The sequence below is a fragment of the Okeania sp. SIO2B3 genome, from assembly GCF_010672525.1.
Taxonomy (GTDB): Bacteria; Cyanobacteriota; Cyanobacteriia; order Cyanobacteriales; family Microcoleaceae; genus Okeania.
Genome location: NZ_JAAHGH010000016.1, coordinates 39,585 through 57,288 on the forward strand (window position 1 = coordinate 39,585; position 17,704 = coordinate 57,288).

Below are 17,704 nucleotides of genomic sequence, written 5' to 3' on the forward strand. Positions count from 1 at the left end.
GTTTGTTGCCAGATGAGCTGTTGCCTCTTTTCTGGAGATGTCTATTCCTCCTGACTCTTAACTCCTGACTTCTACCTCATACCAAAAGACTTATTCAGCAAACCCTATTTAGGCTTTGATTTTTAGTATTCTATCTTTTATGAATCTTAATTCCTGATTTGATAATTTAGTATTTTCCTCTAACTCCTAACCCCTAAAACCTAACCCCTAAAACCTAAAACCTTCTTCATGGCATTCTGGCAAAATGTTCTAATAATAATCGATGAATAAAAATGTAGCCACCTCCTACTTTTTGTAAAAAAATTAACTGGGTTGCATAATCAAGAAAACGAGCATAATTCCAAGGAATGTAATTATTAATATACAAAATTATTCGTAAAATAAAATGTTTTACACAAGCTTCCCCACCTCCCACAGCTAATCCAAAAATCAACCCATACTTACCCCAAACTATGAAGTACCAGTCTAATAATTTAGCAGCTAAAATCATCACTATAGCTGCAATTAAACCAAATATCAAAGCATTTTTAGTTGACAGCAAAATACCTTGGTTGGGAACCGTTACTTCTTCTACTCCCGGACCTGTCATACCACGGACTATTCCTAGAATTAGCCCTAAACTTAATCCAGCTATTGCTCCTCTAATCATGCCATAACTAATCTGATTAGGAATTGCAAAATTATACCTGAAAATAACTTCTGTAGATTTAAATAATAGACCAGAAATTAGTCCGACAGTTATGCCAATAATTATTCGGTTGATAGTATATTTTCCTAACCATCTTAAACTTGAGACTGTTTGAATAGTTTTAAATCCAAAGAAACGCCAAAAGTATAAGAAACCAAAAACTATCAAAATTAACAGTTCATGACTTAGTAAAACTTGATTGAATAGATGCCAAAATAATAGTGGAATTATTAGAAAAATAATAATTATATAAGCAATACTATAAATTTTACTTTGTAGCCAATAAGGCTGTATTCGTTCAATTAAAAAAACGGTTTCTGATTCTCTAACCATTTGCTTTGCTAACCAACTAAGCCATTTTTTTACTTCCTCCTGAGAATAGGGAATATTAGCAGAACGACGCTTAAACATTCGGTCAATATAGGCATCAAATAAATGTTCTCTCAGTTCAGTATTACTGCGACTAGGTAATTCTTCAATAGATATTCCTTGATAAGCCAAACTCATAATACTTAAAATTAGAGGAGACCGGGCAAATTCTTGTAATTTCACATCATATTCTAATGCCTTACTTACTGCTGCTAATTCTGAACCTGCATTTTTTAAATACTCTTGAATTTGCTCTAAACTTAAAGGCTGTAAATAGATAGCTGCTTGAAATATCAAGTTACTTGAAAGAGCTTCATAGTCACGAATACGACTACAAACTACTATTTCTGTTTGCCCATATTCTTGACAAAAATAATTCAAAGCATTCACACAATCTTCTCGTTTTTCCCTACTCACTTCATCCAAACCATCAAGTAGTAAAATCAATCTTTGTTCTTGTATCCAAGTTTTGCCAATCTGTTGAGAAACTTGATATTTAGTATGTAATTCCAGAACTAACCAATCAGCGATCGCTTGTTTTTTTCCCTCCCAAGAAGATAGGTTAAAAACAACAGGTATTGATTGAGTTATATCTGCTTCAGTTCTATTAATTAAGTCTTGCGCTAATTCTAATAAAGTTGTAGTTTTTCCCGAACCTGGTTCACCCAAAATTAATAAGGTTCTCCCTACACCTAACTCGTCAAATTTATCAATAATTCTAGTACCTGGCGGTAATTCTTGTTGCGGACTTTCTAAATCTTGCCAAACTAAACCCCAAGGACGATTTACCGCATTTTTTCGTTCTTCTAATCCTAGTTCAATTAATACTTTGCCGTGCAAAGAAGTCTCTAAAACACCTTTCACCCAATAATTTTTTACCTTGTTCAAAAATATTTTGCAATTCCGATATTCCTGCCGATTCATTGATAAATTTTTATCGAAATTTAGAGAATAATTACCATCTTTTACTATTCCTACTTCTGCCAAAACATTATCAATCCAATTTCGATTAAAGATTGCTTCATAAATACAGTTATAAACTTTTAATTTGCCTTTTTTTTGCACAATTAATCCAGTCAATCTTAATTCTAATTGTTCTGAATTATGATTAACCTTTACTCCTTTTGTCAGAAAAATTTTTTGGTATAGTAATAATAACTTCTGGCGTTGATTACTTAATAAAAGGCGGTCACGAATCGTCCGTAAATGTTGTGGTTCATCCTGACTTTCCCAGTTATCTATTATCGTGGTTCGGACAAAATCTTCTACCCATTCTTTTTCCTTGTTATTCGGAATAGAAGAATCAGATTTTACGGTAAGTTGACACAACTTTTGAGTCAGAAAAGGTTGCCCTCCAGTCCAATTTAATATCGCTTGTAATGTTGCTTGAGGATTAGTAGATTTTGTAGTTAATCCTGTTACTAAAGGTTGAGCTTCTTTGAAACTAAAACCAGTTAATTCTATTCCACGACCAATATTAAATGGACTCCGCACTTTATCTTGAATTAAATCAGCAGGAGTAGCAACACCGAAAAAAGAAAAAGTTAACCGTTTATATTCTTTATTTTGTCCCCTTTTATCGTAACAAGAACGAATAACCGTAAAAAAATCATCTACTCGAAATTTTAAACTGAGAATACTGTCAATTTCATCGATAAAAATTATAATATTTTGAGGAATTAACTTGAGAATAATCAATTGAATAAATTTACTAAAACGTTGCCCATAAGATAAATTATTATGCTCAAACCACCAACTTGTTAAATCGAAGCGATCATATAAATCTAAACTACTAATAATACTATCAATTACACTTGCATACCACTGTTCGGGAGTAATGTCTAAATTACCAATTGCACTTAGATCGATACCAGCACAAATAATTCCTTCCATTTGTAAAATTTCCATAGTTTGTATTCGCAAACTAGACTTACCCATCTGTCGAGAATTAAGAACATAACAAAAATCTCCTGCTTTTAATCCACGATATAATTCTAAATCTGCTTGACGTTTAATATAGGTGGGAGAATCAATTGGTAAACATCCACCGACTTGATATTGATAATTTGTCATAGCTTATTTTGGCGGAAAATAAAAAATAAAAAGTTGTAATTTATAGATTTTAGCAATTATAGCAACTTTAATTTGTATGATAATTTTTTTTTTGGTAACTAGATTAGTTTTATCGAATAATTAATAATTAATAATTAGGGTTTGCTGAAAAAGTCTTATGGGTGAGGGTAGGAGTCAGGAGTCAGGAGTTAGGAGAAATGGGAATTATAGAGGAGGTAAGAGCAAGAATAGTCCCTTGATTTTTCTGCGCAACTATGCGCCTAAAATGCTAACTTTTTGGTAAGCATTTCCTGCGGAATGCTGCGCAAACAACAGTCAGCTATCAGCTATTCCTAGGTCATGCTGCGCAAACAGCTTTATTACCTTTAAAGGAGAAAAAAGCAATTTTATCAAAGCTGCAGAGTACGAATATCTGGTTGAGAATGTAGCAGAAATTGAATGAATGCTTGCTTGATTCATTAGACATCTCCAATCATAAAAAATCAAATCAATTATCCCACAGCAATTATCAATTCTTTTCCCCCTACTCCTTATTCCCTACTCCCTACTTCCTACTCCATAACCATGGAGGAGATGTCTATTAAAAAGCTGATAGCTGAATACTTACATTTTTTGAACCATTACGACCTAAAAGGCTAGACTTTTTTCAACTAAAAAATGCTAACCCCAATATCAGTCAATACTTTGAGAATTAATCAGCAAGCCCTAATTAATAATTAAATAATTCTGGTTTAAAGCCGACCCTTTTAAGGGGAACAAACGTGCTAGGATATTTCCTTATATTCAATTCCGTAACGGTTTTAACCAGAGGTAATTATCAATTATCCATTATCAATTATCAATTAATGAACGACCTAATTTATCTCCATTTTGTACAAATTATTGATGGTTTGAAATAGATAAAAATATTGTTAGATAATGATAGATAAAGTTAGCGATCGCCGGATAGCATGATTAAAGTCAATAGGAAAATTCAGTATTTCAAGCTTCTTACTGAAGATATGCTCCTCGAATAGCTTCTAATAAATAGACATCTCCGGAAATTAAAAATAAAATCAATTATTATCCATAAATTGTCAATTATTATTCATAAATTGTCAATTATTATTTTTTTCCTGTTTTCTGGAGATGTTTAATGATGATGGTAATGTTGGTATAAAAATGTGGCGTTGGTGAATCAAACTATGAATTAAGATATTTGGGCGAACCGTAATCAAGGAACGAAGTTCATTGTGTTTTTAAAGATTGGGCTATTATCGGGCGATCGCCAACTTGTGGTTTTTGGATTGATGATGATTCTGATAAAATCAGTAAATTACACCCTGTTATTTCTTATAATTTAAAGACTAATGAATATTGGATTGAGGATAGAAAATCCGTTAATGGTACATATGTTGACGGCAAAAAGATTAACGATAAAACTCAACTTTTTTTAGGGGCAATAGTTCAGTTAGGTTCTTCTTTTTCTTTTTTATTTGAGCACAATAAAAACGATTCATTATCTCCAGCGGTACTTATTCAACATGACTCTAATGGAGAAGAAGTAAGGAGATATATAATCGCGCCCAAAGGAAAAGTTAACCTTGGTACAAATACTAATGAAGTTGTCAGATTTTCAAAATTTAGAGAAGGAAAAACTCTAGGAAGTTTAATCAGAAAACCAGATGGTTTTTATTTTATCAATTTCAATTATGAAGAATTGTTACTCAAGCATAATAGTGAATTAACTCTTGATTGTTTGCCAATTGGAATCACTATATTAAACATAGTCTCAAAAACTAATTTGGATCAGACATATACTATTAATGATGATGTAAAAAGTAAATCAGGTCTAAAAAAAGAAATAGAAATAGAGAAACCACCTGAAAATGCTGTTCCTCCCTATTTCTGGAAATTAAATATCTTTTTGGGTATTGTTGTTTTATTAGTTACTGCCATTTTTCATTTTACTTTATTCAATCCCAATCCTAATAAAGTTCTCACTCAATGGGTAAATCAGTCTCTTCTTGACTTTCAAGATAAAAACAATAGATATTGGCGACAAAAATCTGAAATTTAACCCAGTTCAGTGAAAGTTATCTTGACACGACAATCATTAGAAAAAGAACAAATTATTAGGGGTTTCATTGAGAATTCAGGATTATCAAAAAAAGTAGATAAAACTATCTATTTTGATTATGGATAATTTGATGAAAAGCGTAATTTCAAAAGACAAAATTTCAATTATTTCTGGATAGCAATTGAAAACTACAATTCATCAGGATGGTTGTCATTAAAAGTAACTTATTGGTCTCCTGATTTAAGAATTGAAGTATTTGAATGGGAAAGAAATGAATTTTTATATTTGCCTTCAACCTTGATTTTATTTTTAATGATTTTTATCTCTGGATTTATTCAATATGGAATAATTACAAACTACAGAAATAGACTTCAAAAAGAGTACGATGATTTTCAAGCAAAACGTACAAAAAAAATATACGAGGCAAAATTGTCCTTAGACGAAGCACGTCAACTTGCTCAACGAGGGGAATTAGCAAAAGCTCTAACGATTACAAATGGATTACTAAAATCAATTTCCAAGTCAATACCTGTATACAAAGAAACTGTTGAATTACGGAAAATTATACAGACACAAATAAATTCTGGAGGTGGTTCGATAAGAGTAGAATCACTTCCTGGAATGAATAACAATGAGCTAACTTCAACAAATTTATTATACCTCCGAATTTTAGGAACTCCTTATGCGTATCAAGCACCTTATGGGCTAAAAACTATTACAATTGGTAGACAAAGACGCAAACAAGGATTATCTCCCAGTGAAAGTAATGATGTAATTATCAGAGTTCCTGGCTCAGATCAAAAAAGTCTTCAAATTAGTCGTAGGCATTTAGAAATACAGCAAATTGATACAGAGTATTTTGTTTTTGATAAAAGCGGAGGACATACTAAATTAAATGGAAAAGTTATTTCAGAAAATCAGCCTTATAGTTTACAAGCAAGAGACAGAATTACAATTGCTAATGTAATTGTTTTAGAAGTTTTGATTAGGAAAAATGTAGGAGGATTGAAAACAGATAATGTAATTAGAATTGATCATCCAGATCGAGATGCTCTTTTTATTGAAGCTTCAATTGGAGATATGGTAACGGAGTTTTTTGATGAATAATAATCACAATAGAAGAATATCAACCATGAATATTCCTTTAAATCAATATGTTCTTTTAGAGGAAATTGGACGAGGTGCTCATGGCATTGTTTATCAAGGTTATCATAAAGAAAAACCTGATGAAATTGTTGCTGTCAAAATAATTGATAATACTGGAAATCTTGATTCCTTATTAGTTGAACCTGACTTATTGTCTAGGTTAAATCATCCAAATATTATCGGTCTTAAAGATTACTTTATACATGAAGGAAAACTTATTTTAGTTACAGAGTATATTTACGGTAATACTCTTCAGTCATATTTAGAAGAAAGGGGAAAACTTTCAACAAAAGAAGTAATAACTTTTCTTACTCAAATAGCAGATGCTTTAGTTCATGCTCATGCTAATAATATTATTCACCGAGACATAAAATTGAGTAATATTTTAGTTACGGGTGACAAACAAAATCGAAGGTTTGTATTAGTAGATTTTGGTATTAGTCGTATGACAGAAGGAATTCAAACTATTAAGCGTGTAGCTGGTACATATCATTATATGGCACCCGAACAATTGAGAGGGCGACCTTGCGAACAATCAGATTTGTGGGCCTTGGGTGTTTGTACTTACAGTTTACTGACAGGTATCAAGCCATTTGAAGGAGATACAGAACAAGATTTATCAAAAAAAATATTACTTAGTATTCCGCAACCTCCTAGTGAAGTATTAGAAGAAATCAATCCTGATTTTGAGTATATTCTTTTTCATCTATTAGAAAAAAATTTGGTTAATCGTACTTTGTCTGCAAATGCTTTTTTAGATGAGTTAAAAAAATGGTCGAATTCGACTATTACAAAATATACCCCTGGTAAAGATTTTCAGTCAAAAACTTCTCTTCCTAGTTGGGAAAAAAAAGAAAAAGCAGAAATTAAAAAACATTGGAAACATTTCTGGATATACTTTGCTTTATATAGTTTATTATATGCGATTGTCCAAGATGTAATGTTATTAGGGGGATTAATTGTTTTTTATTTAGGTCAAGCAAAACAGAATAATTTAAAAACTTTTATTGGAATTTTTCTCATGTTTGCTGGTCTTATCGTGTCTTTTATAACTTTAGGTACACTATATTTAGTAATACTAAATATATCTGGAGGTAATGAAGCATCTGCTGATAGTTTTTTTGAGGTATTTTCTCAAGTGAAGTTTTTTGCTTGGTTTATTTTACTTTCTATTGCAATAGATTATTTAACTAAAATTATAAATTTAAGAGAAAGTTTACTTCTTCATAAGACACTAAGAGAAGCATCACAAGATATCAGCAAAATAATTCAGCTTCTTAAAAACTTTGTTGATAGAAATTGGGGCAACATGAATCTACGCCAAAAATATATTGAGTTACTTCTATTCAATGGACAAATTGAAGAAGCAATTGTGGAAGCTAAACTTGCTCTTGAAGTTGACTCTTATAATTTTGGTGTAACTCTTCTCTTAGCCAATAGTTATTTTGATGTAGGTCTATATGAAGAATCTAAACAGGTCTGTGATTATTACCTCGCTATATCTAGTTATAGCTTTGAATTTTCCGATCTTAAAGAAAGAACTCAACTAAATATGGAGCAGTAATCATGCAGTTTAATGTTAGATATGTGCCATATCAAATACAATTTTATGGAAAGGGTTCAGTCTTTTTCAATGATACTGCTTTAATATTTGAAGGAAGTATTACTAAATTTCCTCTTCCCTTGATACAGTTTTTCTATCAAAATGTTATCCTTGTAAAAACAATAAAGACAGTTCCTTACTCTACAATTTTCAATTACAAAAAAATATCACTAAACTGCTGTCAAATTGGTTACCGTTTACCTGATGTAAAAAAGACAGGTATGCAGTTTTTTATTGAACAAAAAAAAACAAAGGTTTTTCTAAATAAGCTAGAAGAATATATGACTACGGTAAAAAATTTATAATGAGGCTATTCGCAAATAGAAGTTAATATGCAAAGCTATGAAACATCTAACTTATACTGATATATTTTCTGTGATTTTACTGAGCATTTTCGTCGGTATCAATGCTAGAAAAATAGAATATTCTGGTATATTATGGTTTCTGGTTTCAGTCATTTATTCCCCTTTAGCCTCTTTGTATCTACTAGCTTCATTACCTAATAAAAATCTAGAAAAAAGACGGAAACAAGAAATGCTTTTACTTCAAAAACAGCTTGCACAGAGAAGATATGCACCAACAGGTAGTTCTTCCGAGATATCACGTCAAACAATTAGTGACGATCCAACAATACGATCTTGACAGAGAAAATATTGCAGCCTATTATCAACAGCAATAGCTATCAAATGTCTATTGAGAGGAGGTTTCCTCATGTTAGCGACTGAAATTTTCTGCTGAAATTCAAGAAAATTTATTCATATAAAATTGCCGAAACCTTTGCCTGTTCTAGCACAAATCGACCCGTCTCCGCGTCCCTGTGTCCCCATGTCCTACCCCCACCAATTTTTTCAGCAGACCCTAACTCAATGTTGTAACTGATCCTAGTGCAGGATGGCGGAAATAACTGGTTACAAAATCCTAGAACAATTACAAATCAATGCTTTTGACCTTTGTACGGGCGTTAGCGGAGCTTGGCGTTAGCCAATGCCATTCGCCCCTACGACTTTTAACTTCCGCATAGCAGCACTAACTCATGGAGAAACCCGATCTGGAGACAAAGGAGGTAAGTCCTCTATTTGAGCTAAAGTTTCTTGAATACGCGGAGTTGCCAAAAACCTTTTCGCATCCTCCAGCAAACGTTCTCCCCACAAATTTTGGTCAAGATAATCAATATCTGCATATCTGCTATCTAGTCGTAGAGCTTCTTCTCCCATAGCAAAACCTTGTTGTTTATCCCCCTTAGTATAGAGAGCTACTGATAGCGCCAGAAGTGGTTCTGCTGCCTTACTATCTAAAGAGATAGCTTCACGCCACTTTGCGATCGCATCATCCACATCTCCCATCTCGTACTCAACTAAACCAATATTATTAATTGCAGGCCATAGATTTTTTTCTAACTCATAAGCTTCTTCATATCGATCGATCGCTCTTTTAAACTTACCACGTTTGTAATAAGCATTACCTAGATCGAACAAAGCACCAGGACTATCTGGTTTCAACTTCAAACCTGCTCTTAAGTGGTCGATCGCTTCTCCATAATCAGCTTTTTGAAAGTAAGCTCTACCAAGAACAAATCGAATATCAGCATTACTTGGATCGATTTCTTGAGCTTGTTCTAAAGCAATAATACCTTCTTCTAACTCTTCAGCTTGAATATATAGACTACCTAATAGTGCCCAGGTCTGTTGACTATTCGGGGCTAATTCAGTGGCCAATTCAGCTCTTGACAAAGCTAGCTCAAATTGTTGAAATCTTGCTAACTGTACAGCTTCCTCAGCTAACCTTAAACCCGTTTGCTCCAATTGAGCTGAGTTCAGCTGTATGATGTGAGGAACTAATGCTTGGCCCAGCATCGGTTTTGCTGTAGTGCCCCATAGGCCAAGGGTAATGAATAAACAAACTAAGAAATTTCGATTTGGCACGGTCATTTCAGTTATCAGTTATCAGTTATTAGTTAGCCTCCTCTGGAAGAACTGCGTTAACAGTATCTCTGCAATAAGGAGGCAAGAAAATACGGAATTCTCTTTTCTCTTGGTCTCATGGGTATGGCGGGTCTCCTCGCCATCCCACCCTACGGGAAGCTCCGAAGACCGCTTTTTATCACCTTAAAAGGGGAGGTTTTAGACCACAATTTCTTGGTAAAGAGTATTTATGATTAAGAAGTTCAGTTGAAAGTATAAAGTATAATATAGTATGATAGGATATCCTAAAAAATTTTATAATTTGTAGTATACTTCTATATATATCTGAAAAAGAATCTGTAATCCTGATTATGTATAGATAAAAATCTAATTCATGGAGAGATTTATGGTAAATAACATAAGTATAAATAATACGTCTATCTTTCCGCTTCAGGCTTTTCAGCAATTCTCTTGAGCAACATCCTCTGGTCTTTTTTTTCACTCAAGAGTGTCTGATTTATATTTTTTCTTTTCTAGAGATGTTAACAGTATTCAATTAAACTATTGGTATCATAATTTCAAATTCAGTACCCTTGCCTGGCAAAGAATTTAGTTTAAGCTTTCCACCATGTTTTTCAGTAATAATTTGGTAACAAATAGCTAAACCCATACCTGTCCCTTTGCCTACAGGTTTAGTGGTAAAAAAGTTTTCAAAGATTCGATCTTGTATTTCTAGAGGAATACCAAGCCCATTATCAGCTATTCTCACAGTCAACCAATCAGACTCTTTCCTAACTATAACTTCTGTGCTAATTTCAATTTGAGGTTGCCAATCACACAAGTCCAACTCAGCTAATTTTTCATTAAGTGCATCAATACTATTACTAATTAGATTCATAAATACTTGACTAAGTTGACCAGAATAGCAACTAATCATTGGTAAATTTGTACAATAATTCTTAATAACTTTGATTCCCTTTTTAAGGCGATTATTTAAAATAAGTAAGCTACTATCTATACATTCATGAATATATGCTTGTTTCTTTTTAGACTCATCCATGTGAGAAAAATTGCGAAGACTATTCACAATTTTCAGAAGTTGTTCCGAACCCAATTTAATACCTTGAGTCGTCTCAGCTAATTCTTCCTGTAAAGAATCATAATCTATTTGTTCTTTAATTCGATTGATAATTGGAGATGAATCTGATATTTCATCATAAGCAGATAACAGCTTAGTAATTTCTTCTAAATAAGAAGTTAGAAATATTAAATTATTCCAAATACAATTAACAGGATTTCTAATTTCATGGGCAACCCCGGCAACCATTCTTCCCAAACTTGCCATTTTCTCAGTTTGAATAGCTTTTGCCTGAGTTTGCTTTTTTAGTAGATCACTCGTAAGTTCGTGAATCTTTGACTGAGCAACTAATAATTGATGTACATCCAGAAGTCTATACACATTAGCTTCTATTTCTACAACTATTGGTTCGTATAATAGCTCAGGCTGTCTCTGCAAAGATTTTTGTGCTGCTTCTACTATCAATGTATTACCAGGAAGAATAGATATATCTGTTTTGGAAACACGATATAAAGCTTCTATAGGCCGCTTGTAAAACATCTCTATACCATAGCGACTTCCCATTTTTTCAAAAAATAATCTTCGGGAAATCATACCAACTAATTTATCTTGCCGATCTCTCAAAATCACACCAGGCAGCAAAGGGTTGGCTTCAAACACAGGTGCAATATCTTTCCCAAGGTAGCTAGATGCAATTTGAAAGTCTTGCAGAGGTAGTTCCTGTATAGTTGACTCTAAAGATAAAAATTGACTTTTAACCTCTAAATTAGGCACAATAAATGAATCTGAATATGACTCATACAAAGCAAACATATTAAGGGAATTCCTAGGATTTTTGTATCAATAGATACGATTTATCAAAATATTCCTGATAGTTTGCTTGCACATCTGGAATATATTATCATGGCTATCTTTAACCTTTCTAGCACAATACTCAGAAAATCATCAGAGTTTATAAGAATTGCTTAATTTTACCTATTAATATATTTGTTTCTTCTATATAAAATGTATAGATGTATAGATTATCTGGCCTATATCTTGGTAACAAATAAAAAAAGATTTAATTATGTCCGGTAACAGAACATACGTCGCCGTATCTCCCTCCCCTAAGAACTGGACTTGACACTCCTGGCATCATCTGGCTCAAGTCTCTGCTTTCACAGAACGTCTAACACTTTGTATTGTCTTGTGGCCAATTTTGTGTAAGTATAGAAGATTGTCAATATCCTCTGTACCAGCTTTTGCCAAGGGTATGATGTGGTGAATTTCTAGAGCTTCGACCTTATGTAGTTTGTCCCCACAAATTTGGCATTTCCAGTTCTGGTTTTGGGCGATTTTGTCATATATCGAGTTACGGGTGGGAAAATTCCCAATGGAATCTAGCCCACATTCCGTACCACAAAATGTAGCATATAATCAGAACTCAGAATTTAGGAGAAAATCATAGCTGTCGTGATTGAGTAAATAATCAGGCAAGTATTTATGCTTAATTGTTTACTCGGAATTTTCGGTGCCTAGTGGTCATTGTTTACCATTGGCTTTTGGAATATAAACCCATTTGGTAGGTTTGACTTTCCAAAAAGTGTATTGTCCCATTTCTCGGATGAGTTTGACCCGTTGTTCTGGTGTTAATGCCACCTCCCTGTCTATACCAGGAGTTCGTTTTCCTTGATTAAGTTGGGCTACTTTTCCCACAGACCAGAGTAGATTGTTATAGCTCCTGAACATCAGTTTTTCAGGCTTGTTACCTGATTCCACTGACGATTCTATGTGGCACAATCAATCCGCTTGCTCAGATTCCTAAGGTTCTTCATTACTGGTTTCCAGTTAATCTGTTACCAGTCTTGAAGATGTCCTTTGTTTGCGATCGACTTTATGATTTCCATCTTTTAACTCAGTTGGGTTTCTTTGAAGTGTGTCGATCGTTTAAGACCTGTCAGAATTCGGCTGCCATTTTCAGACGATGTGATGTTGGGATAATTTTTTCTCTCAACCCTTATCCTCTGCATTACACAGAGAGAGGCATTCGCTTTCTGTGACTTCCTTGCTCAACAGCGAAACTTTCAACAACCTTGCTACTTACCATTTTGCTTAAGGTGTTTGAGCCTGATTTCACCTTTTGGAGTATCACATTTTTTGATACAATCATTAAAGACGGCTGCTAGATCAAATCCTCTTAATTAGCTATAAATACTGTCCTTATCCTTAAACTTAATAACAGCAAAATTAGTGTAGGGCAAAAATATTTTAGTAATGAGTTTGGAAGTCTGCTGTATAGATGGTCGGGTAAATATCAGTTAGGATTTGACTTATTTTATATTAAAATTAAACTATTTTGTTATCTAATATGGATTATGGATTCAACATTAACTGCGTTACAAGAACTAATAGAAATAGTAGCAAAATTACGTTCTCCAGATGGTGGTTGTCCCTGGGATTTAGCTCAAACTTCAGAAACTTTAACTCCTTACATTATTGAAGAAGCTTATGAAGCAGTTGATGCAATAAAAAGTGGAGATAAAGAAGCAGTAGTTGATGAATTAGGAGATTTATTATTACAGGTGGTTTTGCAAGCACAAATAGCTAGTGAAGCCAATGATTTTACTTTAGCTGAAGTGGCTCAAAATATTAATAGAAAAATGATTAGAAGACATCCTCATGTATTTGGAGATGTGAAAGTAAATAGTACGGAAGAAGTTAAGCAAAATTGGGAAAAAATCAAAGCAGCAGAAAAAGGAGAAACTAATGATTTATTTAGTACAAAACTAAGTCGATACGCTCGACAGTTACCTCCACTTATGGCAGCAATGAAAATTTCTAAAAAAGCTGCTGATCTTGGTTTTGAATGGGAAAATATTGAAGGAGTTTGGGGAAAATTCCACGAAGAAGTTGGGGAGTTTGAAGAAGCTTTAAAATCTGAAGATAAGGAACATCAACAAGCAGAAATGGGAGATATTTTATTTGTTTTAGTGCAATTGGCAAGGTGGTATGATTTAAATCCAGAAGAAGCTTTACAAGGAACTAATCATCGATTTTTGAAACGGTTTGCTTTAGTAGAAACAATGTGTAACCGCCCTCTTTCTGAGTATACTTTGGCGGAGTTTGAACAAATGTGGCAAAATGCAAAAGCACAGTTAGCAAGGGAAAAAAATAAGCAGTTAAAAACTGGATGAGGTACAAAGTTCTAGGTTTTTAGGCAATAAGGAATAGAAGTTAAGCTTAGAGCTGATTCATAACAGCGGTTTTCATTTGGGTAGACCACAGTAGGGACGTTCCATGGAACGTCCCTACAGGGTTGTGATTGTGAAGATGTGGTTCATCAAGATGAAAAGCGCTGAAGTAGGGTTTGCGTATGGAAAGTCTTTTTGCTCTTTCTAGGAGACAACCCACCCGCGGGCCCCGACCGTGGAGGGGAAGACAACCCACCCCTAACCCCTCCCAGGAGGGGAGAAATGGGAATTGTAGAGGAGGTAGTCGGAAAAATTGTCCCAAGATTGTTCTGCCATAATCGCCCCAAAATACTAGCATGCATGAGCTTGAGCGACCGAAAAACTTGCACTTTTTCAAGGCAAAAAAAGTCAGCAAACCAATATCAGTCAATGCTTTGATATTTAATCAGCAAGCCCTATTTATCAATACGCACAAGAATTAATCAGCAAGCCCTAATTAATCAGTAAGCCCTAAGTATTAACTCACAGTTTATAGATGATACCAAATCTGGTTATCGTGCATTACCATTTTCAAATTCCGTTCTAACCCTTCTGCCTTCTGCTCTCAGCTCCCGCTACCTTACTTTTATATAATCAAGGTTCTGTCGATCGCCGGATTTAGTATGATTGTATCTATCAGATTTTAGGTAATATTATGTCCTTGACATCCTCTCTGGCCTAAAGGCACAGAGATTCCTACCGAGCCGTAGCTCTTCAGCGAGTTGACGTCTCACAGGCTGCTGCACCCACCCCTCTTGCTCCCCTCCCGGGAGGGGATGGGGGTGGGTTACGCTTGCCTCCACGTCCGCGCACAAGTCTCGGAATGCCCTCCCGCGACAAGAGCAAAAATTCTTATGGGTATAAATTTTGTGCTTTCAAGGAGCGAACTGCTCATTGACCTGAAAGCTTCCCAAGTTCAGCTCTCAACTGAAGGAGTTTCGACAAACATCTTCTTTTAATCAGTATTTATGAGACAAGGCGGGTTTATCAACCAATTTTAATATAACATAAAAAGTCATAATATGAAAAGTCGCCCGCTTATGGGCGAGGCTTTAAACCCAATTTTATGGTAAATTATTCTGGAATCAAACTTAATTCCTACTATTGATTTTGTTCCACCAAATTAGCAAACTCAATCATCACTTTTTCATACCTTTCACCCGCCACTTCTAATAAATCAATATGACCAGCACCATCAACCCAAAAGGAAAGTTTGGGTTCATTAGCTGTGGTAAAAAGTTGTTTGCCATGGGAAAAAGGAATCACTCGGTCAGCATTTCCGTGGATTACCAAAACTGGGCAGTTAACATCTTTTATCTTATCAATACTGCGAAACTTGTCAAAGGGATAAATAGGGATGCGCGTCACCACCCGAAACGCAGTTGTAAATGAACTTTCAATTATTAAACCAGCCACAGGTTCCCGGGATGCCAAATCTACTGAAGGCCCTCCACCAACTGAACGTCCATAAACAATAATTTGGTTTGCAGGTATACCCAAATGCTGGGTCAGGTATTCATAAGCCGCATTAATATCTTGGTAGGCATTTTTAACTGAAGGGTTTCCCTGACTTGTTCCATAACCTTGATAGTCATAGGAAAATATACTGAACCCAATATCTCGCAAATCTTGCAACCTGGGCAAAATTTCTCCTAGGTCTTCAGCATTACCATGACTGTAGAGAATTGTATATTTTGTTTTAGGTAATGGTAAATAAATTCCTGTAATTTGGACTTTATCGCTAGACTCAAGCTTGACAAAATCCTGGTTTTCCTGATAGCTAGATGGACCAGGTAAAAAAATTAACCGATCTGAGAAAAAGAAAGCCCACAAACCTATAAGGATATAAACAATTACGGTAGACCTAATTAATCTCAGAATAGAAAATTTTCCTACCAGCGATCTTATAATATTTTTCTTGTCCATAAGAACTGGGTATTTACCTTATATTATTCTTTACGTAATAATTTTTAATGCAAGTCTAGTCTTGTTTTGACTGACATAATTTGTACTATTTTTAGTGAGGAATTAAATGACACTAGAATTTCCAGACGACCTCAAATATCTCGACAGCCACGAGTATGTAAGAATGGATGGCGAAATTGCCACTGTTGGTATTAGTGCCTATGCTATTGAGCAGTTGGGAGATATTGTATTTCTGGAACTTCCAGATGAGGGAGACCAAATAGAAAAAGAAGTCTCCTGTGGCAGTATTGAGTCTGTGAAGGCAGTTGAAGACCTGAAAGCTCCTATTACTGGTACGGTTGTAGAGCGTAATGAGGAAATATTAGAAAGTCCAGAACGTTTATCAGATGAAGACCCATACATAGAGGGTTGGCTTCTGAAGGTGCGTGTTAAAGACCCTGATGAACTAGAAGGAGATGATATTTATTCTGCTGAGGAGTATCGCGAATTGGTAGAAGGAGAGTAGGTAGTAACCAAAAATCTTCTCAAGTCTACAATAATAGCTTGACTAAGTTCATTATACACCTCCGAAAAAGAATGTAGAGATGTTCTATGGAATGTCTCTACAAGAATTGCTAGAAAAAGAATATTTATATTTCTACCAAATGTCGATTGAACATCAGCTTTAGGCAATAACTAACTAAATGATACTGATAAAATACTCAAAATTCCTAAGTCAGCAGCAATAAATTTTCTTTTCATACTCAAAAAAATACTATTACAGCAATAGTATAAACTTTCACCGAAAAACTGGGTTTGAAGCCTCCCCTTTTAATACCAATTCCCAAAAATAATCTTATAGTTAGGTAACACTTCAGTTATTAAGTAGGGTTTGCTGAAAAAGTCTTGTTGCTGAGGTAGGAGACAGGAGAAACGGGAATGAGCGAAGAGGTAGGATTCATTAATTGATAATTGATAATGGATAATTGATAATTACCTCGGGTTTTAACCGTTACGGAATTGAATATAAGGAAATATTATTTCTTCTCTTGGTCGATTGGATATGGCGAAAAGACCTCGCCATCCCACCCTACGGGAAGCTCCGCTAACGACCGCTTTTTTCCCCTTAAAAGGGGAGGCTTCAAAGCGCGAATTATTTAATTATTAATTATTAATTATTAATTATTCGGTAAGAATTGTAAGAATGATTTTTCTGCCATAATCGTCCCAAAATACTATCTTTATGCAGCTCTTTGAGCTGAAAAGCTGGCACTTTTTTATACCAAAAAATGCTACAACCAATATCAGTCAATGCTTTGATATTTAATCAGCAAGCCCTAAGTAATTAATACAGGCCAAATCACCTTTTTGCTAATTAGCAGCCCAGTTAATGTTAATTATTCTTATGTTTACTATGACCTACGGACGTTCCATGCAAAGTCCTGTAGGGGCGAACGGCTGTTTGCTGGCGCATAACTATCGTTAACGCTCCTACCTCGGCTCAAGAAAATATAGAAAAGTTTTTGAGAAATGCTATAAGGCGCTATAAGGGGATAAAAAAAGAAAACTTTGCATCTTCTCGCCTCCCTATTCTAGGAGGTACAGATAACTGATAACTGAATTTACAATTCCAAAACTTGGCCTCTAAACTAAAAAAATTATTTTATCTCCCA

At 34.5% G+C, this 17,704-nt stretch carries 13 protein-coding genes and 1 pseudogene; 8 read left to right on the plus strand and 6 right to left on the minus strand.

Annotated features, from left to right (window positions below; all coding sequences use genetic code 11):
- Nucleotides 1-226: 226 nt before the first annotated feature.
- Nucleotides 227-3,130 (minus strand): AAA-like domain-containing protein, encoded by a 2,904-nt coding sequence (locus F6K15_RS15295; RefSeq protein WP_293062077.1) that lies wholly within the window; start codon nucleotides 3,128-3,130, stop codon nucleotides 227-229.
- 1,255 nt (nucleotides 3,131-4,385) lie between these two features.
- On the opposite strand from F6K15_RS15295, the pseudogene F6K15_RS38370 reads away from it, so the two are divergent.
- The 6 genes and pseudogenes from F6K15_RS38370 to F6K15_RS15320 form a co-directional block, all read left to right on the plus strand.
- Nucleotides 4,386-4,574: pseudogene (locus F6K15_RS38370) on the plus strand (FHA domain-containing protein); the annotation flags it as partial.
- Between the two features lie 339 nt (nucleotides 4,575-4,913).
- Nucleotides 4,914-5,189: a hypothetical protein gene (locus tag F6K15_RS15300; RefSeq protein ID WP_293062079.1), complete on the plus strand. Its 276-nt coding sequence runs from the start codon at nucleotides 4,914-4,916 to the stop codon at nucleotides 5,187-5,189.
- Nucleotides 5,190-5,396: 207 nt separating this feature from the next.
- The gene (locus tag F6K15_RS15305; RefSeq protein WP_293062081.1) at nucleotides 5,397-6,296 is read left to right on the plus strand and encodes an FHA domain-containing protein; all 900 of its coding nucleotides are present in this window, start codon (nucleotides 5,397-5,399) and stop codon (nucleotides 6,294-6,296) included.
- Nucleotides 6,289-7,899, plus strand: coding sequence for a serine/threonine-protein kinase (locus tag F6K15_RS15310; protein ID WP_293062083.1), 1,611 nt, complete (start codon nucleotides 6,289-6,291; stop codon nucleotides 7,897-7,899). The genes F6K15_RS15305 and F6K15_RS15310 overlap by 8 nt, the downstream gene beginning before the upstream one ends.
- A gap of 2 nt (nucleotides 7,900-7,901) precedes the next feature.
- Complete coding sequence (locus F6K15_RS15315; RefSeq protein ID WP_293062085.1) at nucleotides 7,902-8,243, plus strand: hypothetical protein; 342 nt, start codon at nucleotides 7,902-7,904, stop codon at nucleotides 8,241-8,243.
- A 70-nt stretch (nucleotides 8,244-8,313) separates the two neighbouring features.
- Nucleotides 8,314-8,580 (plus strand): hypothetical protein, encoded by a 267-nt coding sequence (locus tag F6K15_RS15320; protein ID WP_293062087.1) that lies wholly within the window; start codon nucleotides 8,314-8,316, stop codon nucleotides 8,578-8,580.
- Between the two features lie 389 nt (nucleotides 8,581-8,969).
- On the opposite strand, the gene F6K15_RS15325 is transcribed toward F6K15_RS15320, so the two are convergent.
- The 4 genes from F6K15_RS15325 to F6K15_RS15335 all read right to left on the minus strand — a co-directional run bounded on the left by F6K15_RS15325 (nucleotide 8,970) and on the right by F6K15_RS15335 (nucleotide 12,645).
- A complete protein-coding gene (locus tag F6K15_RS15325) occupies nucleotides 8,970-9,866 on the minus strand; it encodes a tetratricopeptide repeat protein (protein WP_363268026.1) in 897 nt (298 codons plus the stop codon).
- 529 nt (nucleotides 9,867-10,395) lie between these two features.
- Nucleotides 10,396-11,730: an ATP-binding protein gene (locus F6K15_RS15330; protein ID WP_293062088.1), complete on the minus strand. Its 1,335-nt coding sequence runs from the start codon at nucleotides 11,728-11,730 to the stop codon at nucleotides 10,396-10,398.
- A 330-nt stretch (nucleotides 11,731-12,060) separates the two neighbouring features.
- Nucleotides 12,061-12,291, minus strand: a complete 231-nt coding sequence (locus tag F6K15_RS38375) for an HNH endonuclease signature motif containing protein (protein WP_363268042.1) — start codon at nucleotides 12,289-12,291, stop codon at nucleotides 12,061-12,063.
- Between the two features lie 147 nt (nucleotides 12,292-12,438).
- Entirely contained in the window at nucleotides 12,439-12,645 is a 207-nt protein-coding gene (locus F6K15_RS15335; RefSeq protein ID WP_293062090.1) for a reverse transcriptase N-terminal domain-containing protein, read from the minus strand.
- Nucleotides 12,646-13,271: 626 nt separating this feature from the next.
- On the opposite strand from F6K15_RS15335, the gene mazG reads away from it, so the two are divergent.
- The gene (gene mazG, locus F6K15_RS15340; RefSeq protein WP_293062092.1) at nucleotides 13,272-14,090 is read left to right on the plus strand and encodes a nucleoside triphosphate pyrophosphohydrolase; all 819 of its coding nucleotides are present in this window, start codon (nucleotides 13,272-13,274) and stop codon (nucleotides 14,088-14,090) included.
- A gap of 1,137 nt (nucleotides 14,091-15,227) precedes the next feature.
- Here the strand turns inward: mazG and F6K15_RS15345 are convergent.
- The gene (locus F6K15_RS15345) at nucleotides 15,228-16,052 is read right to left on the minus strand and encodes an alpha/beta hydrolase (protein WP_293062094.1); all 825 of its coding nucleotides are present in this window, start codon (nucleotides 16,050-16,052) and stop codon (nucleotides 15,228-15,230) included.
- A 106-nt stretch (nucleotides 16,053-16,158) separates the two neighbouring features.
- On the opposite strand from F6K15_RS15345, the gene gcvH reads away from it, so the two are divergent.
- Nucleotides 16,159-16,557 carry a glycine cleavage system protein GcvH gene (gene gcvH / locus F6K15_RS15350; protein ID WP_293062096.1) on the plus strand — a complete coding sequence of 133 codons (399 nt, stop codon included), beginning with the start codon at nucleotides 16,159-16,161 and terminating at the stop codon, nucleotides 16,555-16,557.
- Nucleotides 16,558-17,704 lie beyond the last annotated feature (1,147 nt).

Excerpts from the sequence above, each read along its gene's own strand:
- F6K15_RS15295 (WP_293062077.1), bottom strand. The coding sequence starts at position 3,130 with ATGACAAATTATCAATATCAAGTCGGTGGATGTTTACCAATTGATTCT.
- F6K15_RS15310 (WP_293062083.1), top strand. The coding sequence starts at position 6,289 with ATGAATAATAATCACAATAGAAGAATATCAACCATGAATATTCCTTTA.
- F6K15_RS15315 (WP_293062085.1), top strand. The coding sequence starts at position 7,902 with ATGCAGTTTAATGTTAGATATGTGCCATATCAAATACAATTTTATGGA.
- F6K15_RS15325 (WP_363268026.1), bottom strand. The coding sequence starts at position 9,866 with ATGACCGTGCCAAATCGAAATTTCTTAGTTTGTTTATTCATTACCCTT.
- F6K15_RS15330 (WP_293062088.1), bottom strand. The coding sequence starts at position 11,730 with ATGTTTGCTTTGTATGAGTCATATTCAGATTCATTTATTGTGCCTAAT.
- F6K15_RS15335 (WP_293062090.1), bottom strand. The coding sequence starts at position 12,645 with ATGTTCAGGAGCTATAACAATCTACTCTGGTCTGTGGGAAAAGTAGCC.
- mazG (WP_293062092.1), top strand. The coding sequence starts at position 13,272 with ATGGATTCAACATTAACTGCGTTACAAGAACTAATAGAAATAGTAGCA.
- F6K15_RS15345 (WP_293062094.1), bottom strand. The coding sequence starts at position 16,052 with ATGGACAAGAAAAATATTATAAGATCGCTGGTAGGAAAATTTTCTATT.
- gcvH (WP_293062096.1), top strand. The coding sequence starts at position 16,159 with ATGACACTAGAATTTCCAGACGACCTCAAATATCTCGACAGCCACGAG.